A 19,214-nucleotide genomic window follows, 5' to 3' on the forward strand; every position below is an offset into this window, starting at 1 on the left:
ACAAAGCAACGCCACTGAGAAACAAAAAAGCCCAGCGTTTAGCTGGGCAAGTGGCCGGAAAGTACGCATGCCTGCACACTATCGTCGATAAGCTTCTTTCGGCTCTCACATAAGGCGGGAATTATTAACGATAGTTATCGAATAATGCTCATATATGAAATGTAACTTTTCGCATCACTATTGTACGACGTTTTATACATATGTGTTATTTTCGCTGATGGTTAAACACAAAAAAGCAAAGGCTTAATAACAACCTGCTTTCATATAAATACCATCCACCAAACGTATAGAAAGGTATTAGCATACGTTTCAACCCGTGCTGATTAAACATAAGGAGTAATGAAATGGGTAAATTAATTCTGATTGGATTCATCTTTGCGTTGTCAGGTTGTACAGGGGGGCATGGCGATTCCTCTCCAGCCAAACAACCGACCAATGATGATGAACCCTATCATGGTCACTACGAATCAGGTGGCGGATTAGACGTTGATGTACATCAAGAGGGAGAAGCTCAAGGAATCAGTGTCAAACAAACGTTTTAACAGGGATTGAATGATGAAGCACTTCTTTATAGACAAGGATCTTAGCTTTCGTGTACTTGCTGGTGATTCAGCATTAAGGGAGCTCTCACGCCTTAAGCATGGTTACCGAACCATCTACACTAGATGCCCAATGAACTATAGAGACCAGACTTTTATCGTCTTTGTCGACTCTGAGGTTTTTGTCACTGATGCTTATGCCACGTTCAATGAAATGATGAATACCGCAATACCCACCACACCAAGCTTCCGACTTTCCATTAAAAAAATAACGAAGAAGAAATAATAGCGATAAGAAACTATTTGAGAAATGCATGGGAGACTTAACGGTCAGCATTCAGGATAAAATTAATAGGGTCACATTATGATTTTAGATATGAATTCGAGGGTTACCTCCTTTAAGAAGACAGCTGTCTTTTTAGATGCTGTTTTCACGATTATTTTAACGTTAATCACTATTGGAGCTATTGCAATTATCATTTTAAATCCAGCGAATAGTCACACCACCACTAAAATTGATGTCGCTATCGCTCTGCTAATTTCGTTTTCAGCATATGTAATAAAAGTTCTAGCTTTTGGGATCTCATATTCGCTAATAGAAATGACTGAAAACGTAGCATATCTAGCCGACAGAGAAACAGAACGTGAGAGCCGTGAGATAAATAAAAGGGATGGCTAACTTTATTCAACATACCACTTTTAATAGAAAATTATGTTTTTTATTGGGCTATTTAACAATCTAAAAAATCATTCAACAACTGTTGCTCTCTATAAGTACCAATAATAACAAGCGAGATCGAGATAATGATGAAGCGTATTTAATGTTTAACGAAATTATTGAAGTCATACGTTTTAACTAATGTGAAACAATATACATTGAAGAAAGAATTCAGACGGAGTCAGCATGTCTATGACGTAAAACAAAGTGGCGAACGATTTCATTATTCGTCACCCGTTACTTCGTGGAGTGTTTTACTACAGTCCCAGCATGGACTATAATAATAAAACACTCCACATTGAGATTGATATTATGAGCCTAGCAAAAAACACCGGTTTTAACTCTAAAGCGCTGGCTATGGCCGGATTTAAAGCCGCTGATAACATTCTTTCATCATGGGGATGTACCGCACAGCAGAGTCAGAAAATACTCAAACTCTCTAAATCGTCATATCATAAGTTCAAGGCGGATCCTGAAATGACGAAGTTAAGTGATGATCAGCTTGAGAGAGTAAGCTACATACTCAACATGCACCAAGCACTGCGTATTGTGTTCAGCAATCCAGCTAACATCAGTGGCTTTATGAGTATGAAGAACAACAATGACTATTTTGCAGGCCATACACCACTTGAGATTATCGAGTCAGGTAAATTTGGCGATTTGTATGAGGTCGCTCGACGTGTTGACGCATTAAGAGGTGGATTATGGGGCTAGATGTAATCAAAGGGCATCGTCTGATCAATACCAAGTATCCTGCCATTACTTTATTTGATGACGTAGCCAGTCCTGAAGAATTTGAGATTCTCTATGCAATCCAAGCGATAACCAATCCCCGATTACGTGATGAAGTCGGGGATATTACTTTAATTAGCCAGTCAGAAATCCCTTTCCACTGTGAACGCGGTAGGAGTTATGCGATTGCCCCGTTTACACATATTAATCCAGATGGGGGTCGGTTCAATGACGGCTTGTTTGGCGCATTATATATTGCCTCAAATGATCAGGCAGCCGCATTAGAGGTTAAATACCACCAGCAAAAATATTGGTCAAACATTGAGGGATTGGAATATGACCGCTTCTTGTTTCGTGGACTTATCATTGCTCATAACCCCACTCCAATCCATATAGTAGAACCAGACAATACAGCCATCCTAGATCTTAATTGCTATACGGCATCTCAGCAGCTCGCCCGTCATTTAAAGAAAGATGGTTATCAAGCCGTACAGTATCCATCAGTACGTTCACCTAACGATGTATGCTGGGCACTATTCACGCCTAAGCCTGTTTATGACGTAGTACAAACTTATCTTCTTGAAATGATTTGGGATGGCAAACAAATAGCGGAAGTCAACAAGGTCAAAAATATAGCTATTTAGACCTTGTAAATCAGAGGTACGGATACCATTCGTTATAAACAGATTGTTATGTTTGTTTTTCTAAGTTCCACTGAACCGCCATTTTGTAATATAAGACACCTGACTTTTTAAATTCTATGCCTTGTTTTTGAAGGCCCAGTTTCTCATAGAAACCTAAAGCACTCGTACGCGCGTCACACCAGAAATAGTCCACACTTGAGTCTTTCAACTCAGAAATAATGTGTTTGATAACTTTAGTTCCAATACCGTTATTTTGGAATTCAAGTAACGTCGCAAACTTCCTCAATCTAGCTTTGTCACCATCAATATAGCCACCTCGTCACTAGTTAGAGGAAGACGGGATACACGTGCTTTTTGTTCATCATCTAAGCTTTTAAAACATAGATTCAATCAAAGCATCCGCCGAAAACTCTTTGAGTTAATAGAAATAAAATCTTCTATTCTGTTAATTTTATTTTATATTTCACATAGTAGTAATATCTCGACAGTGACTAATAATCATTTGACGAAACCAACGATGACTAGGATCTTTTTCTTGATGCTGTCCCCAAAATAACGTGTATGTGATAGAAGGAAGTTCAATCGGTAGCGGTAATACAACTAAATCAAGTTTGGTAACGAGATTATTAACAAAATAACTTGGTGCTGTAAGAACAAAGTCAGTGTGAGCACACAAGTTTACTGCACTATTAATATCCGATACATAAATTGCTATATCACGACTTAAACCTTTATCAGCTAATATATTATCCAGAAACAAATGATCATCTAGTCCACTGCGTACTTGTATGTGTCGTTGTTCTAAGTAATATGATTGATCCCATTCTCTATTACTTTTACATAAAATTGGATGATTTTTTCGAACTATACACAACTGACTATCACTACATAATTCATGAGAAGAAATACCTTTAGATTGTTTAAAGGCCGGAATAGCATCTTTATCTTTCACATCTTGACCGAAGATACCAAAGTCAAGCTCTCCATTTTTTAATTTTTCAAAAGTATTTGGTTTCCACCAAGATTGAGCATCTAAAGTGATATTTGGCGCTTCAGTAAAGATATCATTGATAAATTTCGGTAAAAGTAATGTATATACTGTCTCTTCTAGAGCTATTTTAAAACGACGATTGCTGGCATGCGGATCGAAAACGACAGGAGCAATAAAATCCTCAACGTCGCATAAGAGCTTTTCTAGTGTAGGTAATAGTTCAAGTGCACGTGGCGTAGGTTTCATTCCGTGAGAGGCACGAATAAAAAGTGGGTCATTCAGCAGTTCTCGTAATCTCGTTAAATTTTTACTAACTGCGGATTGGCTCAAGTGAAGTCGCCTAGCGGCATGAGTAACACTGCACTCTTCAAGCAATACATAAAGACAAACTAAAAGATTGAGATCAAGAGCTGTAAATTTTTTTAAAGAAAGCATGTTAATTACCAGGAGAGCACGTTTAAAAGGACAGGCTATCCTATCTCATTCGCTATTGTCCTAACCTGAGCTAAAACACATAAACTAATTATGGACTGACTTCTCATCAACAAAGCGAAACACTCTAATCCGAATATTATAATTCGAACATGAACCAATATTAATCATTTATTCATCGAATCTCCTCTAATGGCTGAAACGATTCCTTACCCCACCAATAAAGTAGAAAATAACAAACTATCACCGCCCCCTACCGAATACTTCCACAATCAGCGGCTTTAAATTGGTTATCGTTCTTTCACCAAACAGAAAGCCAAGAACCAACAAATTAATTACGATTAAAGCTGATTGCTGTTGTTCGGTATATGCTGGCGCCTTCGTGAACCATTCAAAATCAAGGTACATAACAAAGAACCCCCACATAGGACGCTGCAGACCACGTAGAAAAAGGACTACCCGCCCTACGATTGGCAATTGCTTTAAATCACTTGCCGTCCCCTCTTGCTCAGCGATACGCTGGTTTAGCGTTTTCTCAGCATCCGCAGCAGCTTCAAGAATGGCTATCTGCTTCTTAAATTCCATTTCATCGATTTTTCGCTGCAGCTCTGCTTTCTTTGCAGGGGACATATCCGGTGGAAAGTAATCTGTTATCAACTCCTTAACCGAGCCAAATAATGAACCGCCAACAACATCCGTAATTTTTGTTAATAGGCTCATATCTCATCTCCCAAAAAGTGTTTGATTCCTAAGGCGTACGCTTTAGCCAGGCCATCAAATCTTTCTTGTGCCAGTTCAAGCGAACTATCACTATCAATGAAAAACGGCTCTACAATTACACATGGCATTGAGGTTTTCTGAAGAAGTAAGCCACCACGGTCGCCCGCTTTACCTTTATAAGATGCCACACAAGGTTTGAGAGCACGATTTTTTAAACCGAGGCATTGAACCACTTCTTTCTGTATTGCTGAGGCAAGAAGAATACCTTTCGCACTATGTTTATAGTAAAGCGCCTCTGAGCCATTCGCTTTATCATTAAAGGCATTACAGTGGAAGGATATCGCAATGTCTGCACCCGTTTGATTCACCTTCTTGGGCAATTTTGAGTAAGAACAATCACGATAAACAATAATCGGATCGAATCCATACAGCATCAGCTTTTCAGCAACTGAATGCGTAAGCGGCCCATTAAATTGAAATTCATTGATACCGTGAGTTCTATTTGCGGCTCCGCCACTTTTCGCAGAGTGGCCAATAATTAAAGCAATAGTCTTCATTACATGCTCCAAAGTTTATGAGATTAATCCATGACGCACCGTTATGGTTGTGTGGCATTGTCATAGAGCCATTCGGCCTTCTCTCTGGATACAGCGGTATCAATTTCAATCTTATGCAGTGTTGTTGCGATGTCTTTAGTGTTTAACTCAAGCTGGTGGATGTGCTCAGCGTTAACTTTAATCTGACGGCTGTTTTCTCCATCGTGAAATGATGAATATGACACGCTACCAAGAAGTGCTACACCAGCGCTGATGGCCCCGGCTAAAACGGTTACTCCTGCATGAATAGTCATGATCTACCCCTGTATCTATACACAGTAAAGATAAATCACTACAAGAAGGTGGTTGTGGTTTTGTGGGAAGCTTTTAATCATTTTTGAAAATTATGTGGGCATTAATCAAAGGAGAAAGCTCACCTATAATTAGCGAATTGATTTGACTATTTAATGCATTGCTCAATAATCTGGGCAACGATAAGTTGGTTATTTTTTATGTGGTTAATGTACGTTCCAATCTTTTCAACATCGACGTAATCTATAAGCAATCCCTCAAGTACCAAGACCTCCAACACTTCTAGCATTGCTACTGATGAACTAAGCATCTCATCAACATTTCTCATGTTATGTTCCGGCATGATGCAGCCTCTCCATAATATTAAACGTTGTTTGATTATGCTTAACAAAACAATTAGAGCCACCAGCACTGATTGTTTTCGTCATATTTAATGATTGTGGCGTGCGCTTTAAACACGTTTTAGGGCATATTTGGTTTAAAGCGACTCAACTACACTAAACTGTATATGGAGGAAATAAGTTAGCTTTTTTAAATAAATCAAGAATTAACTTAATTATGGCTAATTCTTTTAACCCAATCGTATACTGACTTTAGTTCCTTAAGTTTGCCCAGAATATTTTCTTGTACATTTCCCTCGGTACTCAACGGTGACCAAATAGTTAGATGGGGCGAAACAGTCATAGTACGAACTTGATTTTCACCACTCTGATTTTCGAGAGTAACATCTTGAACAGCACGACCACGGTAATCAGCCTTTTTGTTTAGACATTCTAATGCTTCGTTTAGTATTAACGACCACTGAGTCGCATTAATGTCGGCAAAACAGTATTCCTTTCCGCCCAAATATTTTTCAACAATATTTGGCCTAGCAGTGACTTGCCAAGCATCCCTAGTAAACCTAATAAATACGTTTTCTGGCATACTTAATCGCTCTCTAATGGCGAAAATTTGAGGATTGCTTATTTCAGATTGAATAAATTTAGAAATAGGCCAATCAACATACTTCATACCTTCTAGATTAATACCAAGTTTGATAGCACCAGTATCAGTAGAAACAGACAAATTCCATTGAACTCCATCATATCCATCACTCATACCAAAAGTAGGTTTGTTAAGTTGCCCAAAAGAACGACCTTTGACGTTTAGTACAGAAGAGAATGATTGAAGTAAATCTGCGTACTCAGAGTCGATTCGCTTAAAGTTATTTTTTCTCTTAGTCTTGCGATGCTTGACTGTTGTGGGCATCTCTTGTGGTACTACGATTTTATCTTCATTAATTTTCTTTATTTCAGATTGGTTGTCGAGTATGGATATCAATGCGACGTGAGCATCATCTGAATTAAGATTAAAAAACTCTCGCCTCTTCTGTCGTAAAGGAGCTAACTTTGAATGAACTAAGGACTCAAATTTTTTACAGTTATCCACCGCAATGTAATGTGCCACTGACCAAATAAAATCTCCAGTTGAGCTGTTGTTTATCTCATCGCATCTTTGGTATGGGCTTCGGGTAGTCATCCCAACTTTACAGACAGGGAGAACAATATCTTTTACTTCTAAAATATACACAAAACCTTTGGTTTTCTCTTCCATTTCGTTGTATTCGGCAGCTAAGAAGACTAATGCTCTACACCATATCAATATGAAGAATATTGAGTCAAATAAGAAGAAGTATAAATATTATGACCAATATTCATACAAGCTTAACAAGGCTAAACTTATTAGTTTATCGGATAGTCAGCAGCTGATGAAGAAAGTCGACTGGATTTGCGACTTAAACAGATAGCAAATATTTTTCAAGTCCAGGCAACAGAAAACTACTCCTCTATCTCATTTTTTCTGCAAAACTCGCTGGTCGAAACCGCTACTGACTCAAAAAGCCACATAACCGCCCTTCGGACTACCAAGTTGCTCTTACTCTTAATTAAATGACAAAAACTATGATTTTGATTTGTTAACCATCAAATCATGCCGAAGCTGAATTGATAACATGGTCAACATCATAAGCATTGATATTTGCAATAAACTTTCAGACACATTTTGTATTATTTTCTATACATGACGAGCTAAAATAGCAGGCAGTAAGCGTTAAGGAGCTTAGTGCGGTGTTTTACCCTACTAAATCGGCTATTTAACGTAATAGGTATTTTGCGAACCAAAAATTTTGTTTGAGGCAATAATGGATTGGATTACTTTTATTTCTTTGGCTCTAGCTGTATTAAGTACGGTAATCGCTGTTTACCAATGGGCCGTCATTAATGAATCTAATAAAACGAAAAGAGAGTTACAGTACCTTCTTGCTGGAGTTAATAACGCTGCACTGCAAAAACAAATGGCATGGCAAAATCAAATTAACACTTTAGACAAATTTGAAAGTCGTCAAGACTGGGATACAGGGCGGCTGTACCTTCGTGAAAGAGATGATTTTGCAGAGTTAGCTCAGCTTGCTACTGCATTAGAAGGTGTTATAGATACGGATAATTCTGCTATCGAGTCTATGATGGATAGAGCTATAAGCATGGTAGAAAAGAACAATAAATTACAATCCCATGGTTTAAAAAACCCTACCAACGTTGCTAATAAAACAGATGTTGAAGGTGGTAAAGAATCCCCCGTCTAGTAATGCGGGGGAAGGTTTGACATACACTAGAAACCAACACCCAACTACGCCTGACTATATGGTTACGCTATTACAGTGAGATATACGATCTAAGATCGTTGAATACAATTTTAGGGAGAAAAAATTGAAACATTTGGAAGCAGCTTATAAAGATCGTATTTCTGGCCTTTTTGCTGATGGATTCGAGCTAGCATTGCTTAATTCCGCATTCAGTAATTTAAATATTTCCAACCCACTACGGTTTAATAATTTCGCATACTCTTTGAGAGAGTTGTTGCGCCATGTTTTACATCGACTGTCTCCTGATGACGAAGTATCTCAATGTGATTGGTTTAAACCTGATCCAACATCTTCAACAGAATATACACGTCAGCAGCGGTTAAAATATGCAATTCAAGGCGGATTGTCTGACTTCTACGTGACTAAAAAACTTGAAATGGAAGAAATTGATGAGGTCATTAAAGAACTTCTTTCTATTATAAAATTACTCAGTGGATATACACATATTGAACCACATACATTTGATATTACTGAATCAGAAGTAGAAAGGCTATCTACAGAATGCTTAGAAGCTACTTTGGGTTTTGTCGAAAAGATCTCCGAAACACGAAACCAAGTACTTGGTATGCTGATAGATGAAATAGATAGCAGTCTTCTAGATCGTATAATTTCTGAATCTGTTACCGAAATCATGGAGCTTTCGACGCACCAGTTTATCGAAGACATTTATCATGACGGAGCTCATGTAGAAAATATTGGTCCCAAATCTCTAATACTTAGAGTAACTGGGCACCTTGATTGTGAGCTTCAATATGGTTCGGGTTCAGACCTCCGAAAAGGCGATGGAGCTGTTATTTCAACGTCATTTCCATTTGGTGGAACAATAGATGTTAAGTTTAAGGCACCGCTAGGCAGTGTAATGGAAGTCGATAATTTAAATGTCGATACCTCGAATTGGTACGAGTAGCTCCCTAATAAGTCAATTCAAAGGACAAAAAACAGCTGGATTTGCTCCTTCGTCGCTAATTTTAGCCAGTTATTTTTCACCTCTGATTGAGGTGTTATGTGCTTCTACGAGTTGTAAGCTAGGTAAAAATAAAAATAAGGTTAATAAATGAGTGGTAATTCATCATCAATGGTTCAAAAAATTATTAGTGCTTCTGCTTGGTCATTCATAGGTGTACTAATGGCCGCAGCGTTTTTTTATTGGCAAGAATATAGAAATCCTTTTCAATTGAATATCTCACTAATCGATGAAGTGAATTTGATCGAAGTTAAAGGGAAAATTCAAAATTTGAAAGTGCTCTATAAAAATGATGATATTTTAGAGAGCAAAAAAGAAATAAAGGTGATACGGGTAAGTATTGAAAATAAAGGCGATACTATACTTCAAAGCTACTATGATCAGCTAGAGCCTTTCGGGTTACGGTTCTATAATGCCAAAATTCTTGATTCAGAGGTCACTTATAGTAATTCAACGGATTTAGAGTCGAAGTTACTGTCAGGGAATGTTAGTGTTAGTGAAAAAGGCATCGACGATGTAATTTTCTCAAAGGTAATATTCGACTCTGGTGACACTGTTACACTTAAATTTACTTTATTACAAGATTCCGATAAAAGCCTTGAAATATCGCCTTTAGGTAAGTTAGCGAATATATCAGACTTAACCATAACGAAATTTAGCCAAGCTGACGATAACAACCCTTGGAACCCTGCAGTTTATGTATTTATTGGATATTTTCTAGTTCTCTTTACCTTGTTCGGATTAATTACCATCTTGGTATTTCTGGAGAGTTATAGTAAGAAAAAGAAAGTAAAAAGTTTCGTGACTAAGTTTGGTAAATTAAGTGAAAAACAAAATGTTGTGACTGAATTTTATTTATCTTGTTCTTCTAGAGATGAACGACTAGTTTCTGATCTTATTGATGAAAATTACGCACTAGATTTAAGCGACTATATAGAAAAGCCTAAAGTTAAAAGAAGTCCAATGAATTTACTATTCATCAGGCACAGTAACGTGAGAGTGCTGAACAAAGATATTTTTTCAATTGAAGATGATTTTATTTACTTCAACCAAGATAATGAAAAATTTATCGTTGAGTTTTTCACGTTCATTTTGGAAAAGTAAGCACACAAAGCAATCAAGGTGATGCCGTAGAGCAACTTATATTAGACGTTAGGCAGCCGAGCAGGTAGGTGATGATAATTTAAGGAAGAGTTCGTTATCAAGTTTTCAGGCATACACTAACAACCTTTATTCAATGGTTGTTAGTGTACTCACCAATAGTTGTTAGTTCTTTAGTGCTTTTCTTAACGTCCTTGCTGTTTTCATGATTAAAGATACATTACGACTATCCTGCTCTGCACCTATCTCTAATATCGCTGTGCTTGTTAATATTTTGTTTGAAGAGATACTTAAACCATTTGGTGAAATTAGATTTTCTTTGGCTATTCTTCACCCTATCCAGCTTTCGCTTATTCCTACCTCTCTTCCTGTGTACATTCTCATTAGCCGTTTACACTCTGGTGGTATCTCTTGACCTCCATCCCATAGCGTGATGGTTCTCACACTTTTGAAGCATAATTCGCTGGTTTCATTCTTGCTTAAACCGCACTCAAATCTGCGAAAAATGTAGTTCCCTGTGAGTTTCGAAGACACCATGACTTTTGTTAACCTTATCAACAATTACAAAGGCTTATGGTATCCATTGCAATTATTGATATTGCAAATCTGTCAACTTTGTTTCTATTTACCATAAAGCAAACACAGTGCGCACCACCACCATTTCCTCGCATATTTGGCAGACATTGTTTTTTTGTAGGTGAGTCATCAAAAACAACGCTACTAAGAAAGTCACAACATACCCGTTGATTAATTCGAGGTACGCAGTTCCTGTACCACCATGGCGATAGTCTCGAACAAAGGCTACTAATGAGGGTTACAATCAATAGTACCGTCTACACTTTATACCTCAGAACAAACTAAAATAAAGGCACCGACTATAAGTGCCTTTTATTTGAGTTATAGTATGTCTTATTATTGTGCTGCTATTTCAGCAGCGCGATTAGCCAAGACTTTAACATCAGCTTCTGAAAATACAGTATTATTTGAACCTGAAACCTTAGGAGCTGCCAGTTTATGAGGGAAATAACCATCATTTGCATAATTCATAATACTATAAACATCACTACTTTGATGTGGAAGTCCAAACGCATGGCCGAGCTCATGAGTTATAATCGCATTCGGAACGCCTTGGAAAAGTAAAAAATTATACGTTTCTTTGATTTTCAATAAATTAAACTTATGTGCTTTTGCGTTATATGAACAACAAGAAGCTAGAGGCCCATCACCCTCTTGACTTATTATTAAATCAGCAGTATCACTATCACTTATTTCTTCGAAAGTTACAGCATAATTAAAAGCATTCAACGAGTTTTTCATATCTTCCAGCGCATTAACCACTGCATCTTTCTCACTAGCTTGTTTGTAGTGGTCTCTTACATCGCTAATCGTAGGGGCAAGGAAGTATGTTATATTCCCTTGAAGTGGCAAGAAGGGTGAAGAATCAATACCAACTTGCTTAGCTGTATAACTAGACCAAACCACATATTCTTTTAAACTTTTCGTAATGTTATTTTCAATATTATATTTTGCAAACAAATAATTATCTTCTTCATTAGGAAACTTCCAACTTATCAAGTTTCTACTTGATTCTGTAGCTTTCATAGGAGAATTTAATTTAAATGCTATTTTATAGTTTTCGTTAGCATGAATATCAGCTACACACGTAAATTGTAAAAGATACTTATGGTTATTAATAATATGTTTCGTATTACTGCCGCTTAGCATATCAGTATTACCTTCAGAATCTAATAGCTTAAAACTATTACAATTACTTTCAGCCAACCTTAAGTATGGTCTAAAGGAATACTTGAAAAAACTATCAAAGTCAGTGACTCCAGCTAAGTTTGAAAATGCATTTTTATCAAAATCAATATATAAGTCATGTGATATTATTAGGTTAGTTTTATCTACGCTTTCACTTACACTTACTGCAGGGGTTAGGCCATATTGCTCTCGATCCACCCCTAGCCCATGCGAACGTAAACTAATTTTCAGACTATCTACTTTCTCTGCATTAATATATTTTTCATGGTTAGGGTTACCTGCTGTCGCTGTTTCACTTGCACTTGCACTTACTGAATAACAAAAGCTAGCGACGGAAAGACCAGCTAAAATCAACATATACCTGCATGATAAAACATTACTTCCAATTATTTTATTGTTCATTATTTTTCCCTTTTAAATTTAAAACCTCATTATGTTTCTCTTTTCACCAACATGGCGCAATAAAAGTCCAGACAAGAAAACTCCACTTGTCATAATCAACTTATAGCTCAAAGATTCAATCAAGGTATCTAACCTCATTTACTCTGTATATATAAGATAATCATAAGTGTTAATTTAATATTTATATTCTACCGCCTTAGAGAAAATGAATAACATGGAGAAGAATATACCCTCAATTGCATAAGCTGGGCAGTTGTTAATATTGAAAGATAAGAAACACAAAATGAACACTGTTTTATTGATAGGAGTAGCAATAGATAAAAACATGAAGAAATCTATAATGTTATTATAAGTAAATCATACCGATCGTTTTTATGACTACCATTCTTTGATGTGACTCCGATTCCAATACTTTATTTCACCATTTGTAAAACTCATAAATCCCTTATCCATCTAATAGCAAAAAATTGCAGAACAACAAAATAAAACGTCAACTGTAAATTCACTAATAAAATCGATGAGTTTATTACAAACTATATCTTATCCTCATTATATTAATCCTTATCATTTCCTCGCATACTTGGCCGACATTGTTTTTCTTGCCGATGGATTATCGAAAACGACGTTACTAAGGAAGTCACCAGCATACCCATTAATTAGTTCGAGATACGCAGTTCCTGTACCGCCATGTCTGTTGTACCGAACAATGGCTTCCATCAATTCCGGTGGGTTTGGTGAGTCAGCGTGATATACCGAGTCTCGGTACAGCCCAATCCAAATATCGCAGTCTTGCTCAATCTGACCGGTATCTCGTGAATCAGATGGCAGTGGTCTTTTATCTGCGCGCTCTGCCAATTTGCGGTTAAGTTGAGTAACCAGTAATACAACGCAATTTAACTCCTTGGCCAGCTGCTTGAGCCGCTTAGTGATATCGCCGTAAGCCTAGTCATTACGTTCGGCCTTCTCAGTAGTCATCAGTGTTAAGTAATCCACCATAATTGCAGCCAGTGGAACCTCACGGTGCAACCTGCGCGATTCAGCCTCGATATAAGTAATAGTGACGCTGGGTGAGTCATCGATATAACTCTTGGTATTGTTGTATTCGCTTATGGCCAGGCTGGCTTTGGCAAACTCAGTATCGAAGTTATATACATCTTAGGAGTTCTGATAGAACAAACCTGAATCGATACGGGCTCAAGGCTTCACGCTCGACAGCTGCATTTTTCACAATGGACACGTAAGCCATTACGTTACGGGATGATGGCGTGTTATTGACGAGCTCAACAAAGTACGACAGGTGGAAATCAATCTGGTTGCTATCAATGCCTAGCAAGTTACGTAATTCAGCTTCAACGGTAATCAAGTCAATGCGAGAACCTGTTTGAGCAACGTTGTTAATTGCTCGATAAATATCACGATGCATGACCTCACCAAAACTACCCATTTTTAGCGAGTAGAATATTTTACAGCCCTCTTCCATCACACTGGATTGACACGGTTTATTTAAAGCAAAAAATGTTTTATTCCCTCCATTTATTTACAACTATGCTTAACCACATAAAAATCATGCGTAATTGCGCCAAAAAGTCAGTAAATATAAGGGCTAGCCAGCCATTTACTGAACGGCTATAATTCCCGCCTCCAAAGATTGAGGTCAACACATGCACACGAAAGCAACACCAATAAATAGCTATCCAAAGTACTGGGCAGGATGTTGGCACTAAAATATTAACCAATTGTTAAACATGAAAAAATCATTATATATCAATAAACTAAAATACACTTTGATAATATTTTTTCCATTTCCAAGCGTTTTTTTTTGCCCCCATTTTGCCCCCAAACACCATTTTTCGATCAGTTTTGCCCCCAATATGCCCCCAAAAAATCAAGAGATATGAGCCCTCAACAACCTACATTTTTTGAAGATAACGCACCTGATAAACTTGTTTTTTTTGCAACAAAGTTCTTTAAGTACTCATTGGATAGCAGTGGAATAAGATCGAAAGAATTCTAGCGAATACTGATCATTTTATTAAAATAAGAAAGTTCTAAATCTATACACGTTCGTCTGTTATAAAAAAGATCAAACAGAATGAAATGGCTTCAATCGACAAGTGGGCAACTAACTTGCTACCCACTTTTCATTCAACTTTTTATAAACGAGTGCTCGCTAAAGTAACACCAAAGCTAAGGAATAATCCTCCACTGACATAATTTAACCATTTAGCCACTTTGGATGATGTTAGCATCGCTTTAAGTCTTACAGAAAACAAGATCACAACGAGAAACCAACTAGCAACGACCAATGCATGAGTTATTCCTAACACCATGCTTTGTTCCAACATATGCTGCGGTGAAATAAATTGAGGGAAAATAGATAAGTAGAACAATACAATCTTAGGATTGAGTAAATTAGTTAATAACCCCTTGAAGAAGCTATTAATTAAAGGTGTTTTTTTTATATTCGGACTCGAATCATATTTTAGCAATGAAATGTTCAAGCCATTTTTGATGTTACTTACACCGAGCCAAAATAAGTAAACAACACCCAACCACTTAAATATGTTGAAAGCTGTAGTTGATTGAGCAAGTAAAATACTCAAGCCTTGTGCAGAGACGAAGGCATGCAATAAAAAACCAAAACTTATACCTAATATATTAACAAAAGCCTGTCGCTTTCCATGTGTTAGGGAGGTATACAAAATTAGAAGGGCATTGGGGCCAGGAATAATCGCCAGCATGAATACGATGCCAGCAAAGGCACTTAAAGTATGAATAGTCATAAAAAAATCCTATAAGATATCGCGACGCATAAAATGCGCCTTAAAAAATTTCGTTAAATCGATACTTTACAGAATGGGCGGGCAGCGATTACTACCCAGCTTTATGACTACATACATACATCTTGCTCCATGTTTTGTTCGACAATTGTCTGAACAAAACGAACGTATCATAACGATACAAATACCTCAATAACTAACATAGCAATTAGTCCTTCACCTTGATAAACGTGTACTTCTTAATGTTCGGTGCAATATCAACGACAGGGATATTTGGGTACTTCCCTGTAGGAAACATCTGCTTTAATCCATAATAAAACGGCGGGATCGTTGAACCATCACATTGGTGATACCTTCCACCAGCTGGGACACCTACCTGCTGCCCATCTTCGATAACAACCTCAATCAAGCATCCAACCCAGATACCACCAATTTGAGAGGATTGTGGCGGGTTAGCTTTTGTGAAAAAGTCATAAGTATGACGGCTATCCCTTCTCCACTTTGGAACCAGTTTACTAACCACTTCCATCTGCATTTCTTGATCGCCGAATATGAGCTTGCCGTTACTCACAACGAGGATATAACTTCGGTTGTATTTAATACCATGTACACCAAGCTCAAGGTCAGAATCCAGCGTCCCCCCTAGGCTCGCAATACCACCGCCCCCTGATGATGGTTCTATCCACGTTGAAGACCAGCCCCCCGTAAGCTCAAGCAATTCATACACGCCATCAACCGTGTGGTACTCAATCAGGCTCCCATTGGTACCATTAAAGCCCTTTTTGATTTCCATTAAGCCAACATAATTGTTGCTCGGTAATGTTGGCGCACCGGTAAACTTACCATTGACGTAATAGAGCCCCGCTTTTTTAGTCTTTGGATCATCGCCAACACTAATAAGCCCACCTCCTTCCAATAGCCGTCTTGTCAGTTCATACAGCTGGGAGAGTAAAACGAGCGAGTCATCTTTTCCATTGACCTCAATACTGGGTGCCTCTTTGGCAGCTAAGTGAAGCGACATATCAGCATCACCCACATTAACAGTTTGCTCTCCATCTAATGCATGGACACCAAAGACTTCTTTTATACCAGCGCTAGTTCTATATTGAAGTAATGCACCACCCGACCCAAACCAGGTAAAGGGGCCTGTCATAGTTCCACCGTTCGGATCTAGATAGTTCAAAGAGGATAAATCAACCGTCTTATCATCGCCGGTTGAGTAGAACTTCGCCGTGACAGCGTCATAATGTATTTCACTGCCATTCTCGACCGTGGCGTAATCAGTCCCGACTAAATCACCGCCCGTATAGGTAAATTTCAACCCTTTTGGTAACAGTACCCACCAGATGGTTGATAGTACTGGTGTATCTGGATAAGGCTTTTCAGCTGTCGGTGTAAACACCCCACCGTCTTGTATTGCCCCTGCAGCGGCAGATTGTGCACTCACGGCAGCTTTTTCCGCTTTATTTTTTGCGACGTCAGTATCTTGCTTCAATGCAATGACAGCTTGACGATCTGCACGCACCGCGACTTTATCTCCAGATACCTGAGAGGCAGCAGCCTGAACATCCACTCCTACTTGCGGAATGTTCATCGCATCAATAGAGGTTTTATCTGTTGCCATCTGACGGGCAATATCAGCGGCTTTTTGTGCGTAGTGATACGATGAATACTTGCCAGGTTCAACTGGCACATCTTCAGGATTTACCGCCCATTTTTTCGCTTTGGGTATTTCACTCGCTAGCGCCGCCAAATCTGGTAAGTTTGTAATCTGTGATGCGTCTGGTGGATTATCTTCTGTGAAGATCTTCACTGCGGCCTCGGTACCTTTGGCATGCCATAAAAACCCTTCGCCAATTAAAAAGGATTCCTGACTATTCGGTAGACTAGTGTGATGAGAGATAACCGTTTTAGTGCCATCTGACGTGAGGGACATTTCCCCCGATCCCCAGGCATAAGGTTGGTTAATCACAGCTTTCTTTATTCTGTAAGACTGAACCGCACTTGATCGCTCACTACCAATCATTATCGCGTTATTAGGCAACGCAATGTCACCATTAGGATCGAGGATACTTAAGCGATGAGTCGGTTTGATATTTGAAATATCAGAGACCAGTTCATAGAGGTTCGATTTATCGACGTTCCTGACCTTAATATTGAGCCGGCTATATTCTTGACTAGGCGTGACAATCGTTACCTGGTAAAAGGTCTCGGGAATGCTTTGCAGTTCATTGGGCCACAAGTCGAGTAATGCGATGCCTGCTGCATCGGTATTCTTAACGATAACTTCAGGAATAATGATCCCGTTATAAATGACTACATCATTCAATTGCGCCATAACCGTCGCATTTTCGATGGGTGTTCCATCCGCAGTGGTTATCATCGCCTTTACTTCACACGTTGTAATCGCCATATATCAACCTATTCGCAATACGCCTAAACCCTATAAATCAAGCAACACTACCGTTAATCGTACCGAGATTGTTGATGGCCACACTGTGCCCATTCTTCCTTATCGCTATCCCAGCACGACCACCACCATGACCAACTGAACCATGGCTTACGTTACCATTAGCACCTGTTTGCCCTGTCCCACCATTACCGCCCCATGTTCCGCCGTTACCACCATTGCCGCCGCGACCAGCATTCCTTCCACCAGTACGACCTGCTGAACCATTTTGTTTACCTTGCCCGTAACCTTGACCTCGTCCACCAGCACCTCCGGTTCCACCGTTTGTTGGTGATGTCGTTGGCCGCACTCTACTGACCCCGTAATAACCATTACCTGCGGTTCCTTGATGAAATGTCCCTCGGTAATAAGTTATGTTCCCAATTCTCTGACTTGTACTGTGAAATGCCGCATGTTGATTTGAATAAATTTTTTGCCCATTCCAATAAATACTGGTTAGAGAGCCGAAAATGTAATAGTGGTATCTCCCTTTACTGTATTGTTCTCCGTCCCTAATCGTTGTTGGGTATGAACCTCGACCACCAGCCCCACCATGGCCACCACCGCCGCCGCCACTACGAATGGCACCATGGTTGTTGATGATTACATTGTCAGAATTCGCAATAATCGCATCGCCACCATTCCTATTTTCACTCCCACCGTAACCTTGGATTTCGCCGTAGTTATCGATAACAAGCGTGCCACTCATACCTGGTTCAATATTCAATAACGCGCGGGTTACACCGCCATTGATAATGGCGCGTTTCGGAACGTTCTGTCCCCAGAAAGCCCCAAAGCTAGCCTTGAGTCCGCCTGTGGTGATTGTTCTAACAATTTCATTTACAGCGCCATAAAAGTCAGTCAGGCTAATTGTTCCTGACGTTGGTATATGATCATTCTGTGGAATATCGGGAACACGGCCACCACCACGGTAATACTCAGTCAATGAATGCGGTGCATCCCCACCAAACTCATCGACAATGTCCTGTATACTGATTGTTCCCGATGATTTGATTGTCATAACGTTTTCTTAGCCGATACATTTTGTTCAGCACTCACATTCCCTGTTGAGTCAATCTGCCAAATGATGTTTTGGCCATATAAAATCTGCAGCTTTCCCCCCGTTTCTCTTAACGTAAAATCACCAAATTTTCCGTTTTTGTTTAACTCATCTTGAAGCCCAGGTACATCTTCAATCCCGCTTGGTAATAAGTCCGTAGAATCAAAAACCTTCGTTTCTGTCCCATCCGAACCACTGTTATAAATCTCAATATGTTTTTTTGTCTTAACGGTTTTAAATGCTGTTCGTTTTAACCCAGCAACTAGGCCACCCATACCTGAATAATCCATTTTCCATAAACGAATGATGTGCCCACGAATGGTTTGCAAAACCTCTGTTGAGTAATCGCTACTCAAATCAGGCTTTGACAGATTATTTTGGTCTGACATG

21 protein-coding genes and 2 pseudogenes are annotated in these 19,214 nt (G+C 38.8%); 8 read left to right on the plus strand and 15 right to left on the minus strand.

The features are described 5' to 3' along the window. Positions 1-344 precede the first annotated feature (344 nt). The 5 genes from C9J47_RS07135 to C9J47_RS07155 all read left to right on the plus strand — a co-directional run bounded on the left by C9J47_RS07135 (position 345) and on the right by C9J47_RS07155 (position 2,633). Positions 345-542 (plus strand): hypothetical protein, encoded by a 198-nt coding sequence (locus C9J47_RS07135; protein ID WP_107252901.1) that lies wholly within the window; start codon positions 345-347, stop codon positions 540-542. Positions 543-552: 10 nt separating this feature from the next. Then, positions 553-825 (plus strand): hypothetical protein, encoded by a 273-nt coding sequence (locus C9J47_RS07140; RefSeq protein ID WP_107252902.1) that lies wholly within the window; start codon positions 553-555, stop codon positions 823-825. 78 nt (positions 826-903) lie between these two features. Continuing rightward, positions 904-1,218: a hypothetical protein gene (locus C9J47_RS07145; protein ID WP_107252903.1), complete on the plus strand. Its 315-nt coding sequence runs from the start codon at positions 904-906 to the stop codon at positions 1,216-1,218. Positions 1,219-1,569: 351 nt separating this feature from the next. Then, on the plus strand, positions 1,570-1,971 hold the full coding sequence (locus tag C9J47_RS07150) for an MbcA/ParS/Xre antitoxin family protein (RefSeq protein WP_107253453.1): 402 nt from the start codon (positions 1,570-1,572) through the stop codon (positions 1,969-1,971). Beyond that, the gene (locus C9J47_RS07155; protein WP_107252904.1) at positions 1,962-2,633 is read left to right on the plus strand and encodes an RES family NAD+ phosphorylase; all 672 of its coding nucleotides are present in this window, start codon (positions 1,962-1,964) and stop codon (positions 2,631-2,633) included. The genes C9J47_RS07150 and C9J47_RS07155 overlap by 10 nt, the downstream gene beginning before the upstream one ends. A 46-nt stretch (positions 2,634-2,679) precedes the next feature. Here C9J47_RS07155 and C9J47_RS07160 read toward each other — a convergent pair. From C9J47_RS07160 to C9J47_RS07190, 7 genes and pseudogenes are all read right to left on the minus strand, one after another. Then, positions 2,680-2,943, minus strand: a pseudogene (locus C9J47_RS07160) (GNAT family N-acetyltransferase); the annotation flags it as partial. A 153-nt stretch (positions 2,944-3,096) separates the two neighbouring features. Next, positions 3,097-4,059, minus strand: a complete 963-nt coding sequence (locus C9J47_RS07165) for a LysR family transcriptional regulator (protein ID WP_107252906.1) — start codon at positions 4,057-4,059, stop codon at positions 3,097-3,099. A gap of 240 nt (positions 4,060-4,299) precedes the next feature. Beyond that, entirely contained in the window at positions 4,300-4,776 is a 477-nt protein-coding gene (locus C9J47_RS07170; RefSeq protein WP_107252907.1) for a hypothetical protein, read from the minus strand. After that, positions 4,773-5,333 (minus strand): N-acetylmuramoyl-L-alanine amidase, encoded by a 561-nt coding sequence (locus tag C9J47_RS07175; RefSeq protein WP_107252908.1) that lies wholly within the window; start codon positions 5,331-5,333, stop codon positions 4,773-4,775. Before C9J47_RS07175 ends, C9J47_RS07170 begins: the two co-directional genes overlap by 4 nt. Before the next feature lie 41 nt (positions 5,334-5,374). Then, complete coding sequence (locus C9J47_RS07180) at positions 5,375-5,626, minus strand: hypothetical protein (RefSeq protein WP_107252909.1); 252 nt, start codon at positions 5,624-5,626, stop codon at positions 5,375-5,377. A 146-nt stretch (positions 5,627-5,772) separates the two neighbouring features. After that, a complete protein-coding gene (locus C9J47_RS07185) occupies positions 5,773-5,967 on the minus strand; it encodes a hypothetical protein (protein ID WP_245903358.1) in 195 nt (64 codons plus the stop codon). A gap of 209 nt (positions 5,968-6,176) precedes the next feature. Next, positions 6,177-7,217 (minus strand): GIY-YIG nuclease family protein, encoded by a 1,041-nt coding sequence (locus tag C9J47_RS07190; RefSeq protein ID WP_107252911.1) that lies wholly within the window; start codon positions 7,215-7,217, stop codon positions 6,177-6,179. Positions 7,218-7,803: 586 nt separating this feature from the next. Here C9J47_RS07190 and C9J47_RS07195 point away from each other — a divergent pair. The 3 genes from C9J47_RS07195 to C9J47_RS07205 all read left to right on the plus strand — a co-directional run bounded on the left by C9J47_RS07195 (position 7,804) and on the right by C9J47_RS07205 (position 10,372). Next, positions 7,804-8,244: a hypothetical protein gene (locus C9J47_RS07195; protein WP_107252912.1), complete on the plus strand. Its 441-nt coding sequence runs from the start codon at positions 7,804-7,806 to the stop codon at positions 8,242-8,244. Positions 8,245-8,368: 124 nt separating this feature from the next. Beyond that, complete coding sequence (locus tag C9J47_RS07200) at positions 8,369-9,211, plus strand: pPIWI-associating nuclease domain-containing protein (protein ID WP_107252913.1); 843 nt, start codon at positions 8,369-8,371, stop codon at positions 9,209-9,211. Positions 9,212-9,358: 147 nt separating this feature from the next. After that, positions 9,359-10,372 (plus strand): hypothetical protein, encoded by a 1,014-nt coding sequence (locus tag C9J47_RS07205; protein ID WP_107252914.1) that lies wholly within the window; start codon positions 9,359-9,361, stop codon positions 10,370-10,372. Positions 10,373-10,534: 162 nt separating this feature from the next. Here the strand turns inward: C9J47_RS07205 and C9J47_RS27515 are convergent, their stop codons facing one another. The 8 genes and pseudogenes from C9J47_RS27515 to C9J47_RS07240 form a co-directional block, all read right to left on the minus strand. Beyond that, positions 10,535-10,696 carry a hypothetical protein gene (locus tag C9J47_RS27515; RefSeq protein WP_342749861.1) on the minus strand — a complete coding sequence of 54 codons (162 nt, stop codon included), beginning with the start codon at positions 10,694-10,696 and terminating at the stop codon, positions 10,535-10,537. A 585-nt stretch (positions 10,697-11,281) separates the two neighbouring features. Continuing rightward, positions 11,282-12,535, minus strand: coding sequence for a zinc metalloprotease (locus tag C9J47_RS07215; RefSeq protein ID WP_107252915.1), 1,254 nt, complete (start codon positions 12,533-12,535; stop codon positions 11,282-11,284). 564 nt (positions 12,536-13,099) lie between these two features. Continuing rightward, positions 13,100-13,651 (minus strand): annotated as a pseudogene (locus C9J47_RS27310) (DnaB-like helicase C-terminal domain-containing protein). 28 nt (positions 13,652-13,679) lie between these two features. Continuing rightward, positions 13,680-13,958: a DnaB-like helicase N-terminal domain-containing protein gene (locus C9J47_RS27315; RefSeq protein ID WP_245903360.1), complete on the minus strand. Its 279-nt coding sequence runs from the start codon at positions 13,956-13,958 to the stop codon at positions 13,680-13,682. Between the two features lie 730 nt (positions 13,959-14,688). Then, entirely contained in the window at positions 14,689-15,318 is a 630-nt protein-coding gene (locus C9J47_RS07225) for a LysE family translocator (protein ID WP_107252916.1), read from the minus strand. A 205-nt stretch (positions 15,319-15,523) separates the two neighbouring features. After that, positions 15,524-17,728 (minus strand): hypothetical protein, encoded by a 2,205-nt coding sequence (locus C9J47_RS07230; protein WP_107252917.1) that lies wholly within the window; start codon positions 17,726-17,728, stop codon positions 15,524-15,526. Positions 17,729-17,765: 37 nt separating this feature from the next. Then, a complete protein-coding gene (locus tag C9J47_RS07235) occupies positions 17,766-18,785 on the minus strand; it encodes a hypothetical protein (RefSeq protein ID WP_107252918.1) in 1,020 nt (339 codons plus the stop codon). Then, a complete protein-coding gene (locus C9J47_RS07240; protein ID WP_245903363.1) occupies positions 18,782-19,213 on the minus strand; it encodes a hypothetical protein in 432 nt (143 codons plus the stop codon). Before C9J47_RS07240 ends, C9J47_RS07235 begins: the two co-directional genes overlap by 4 nt. Position 19,214 lies beyond the last annotated feature (1 nt).

This window comes from Photobacterium indicum, assembly GCF_003026215.1.
GTDB lineage: Bacteria > Pseudomonadota > Gammaproteobacteria > Enterobacterales > Vibrionaceae > Photobacterium > Photobacterium indicum.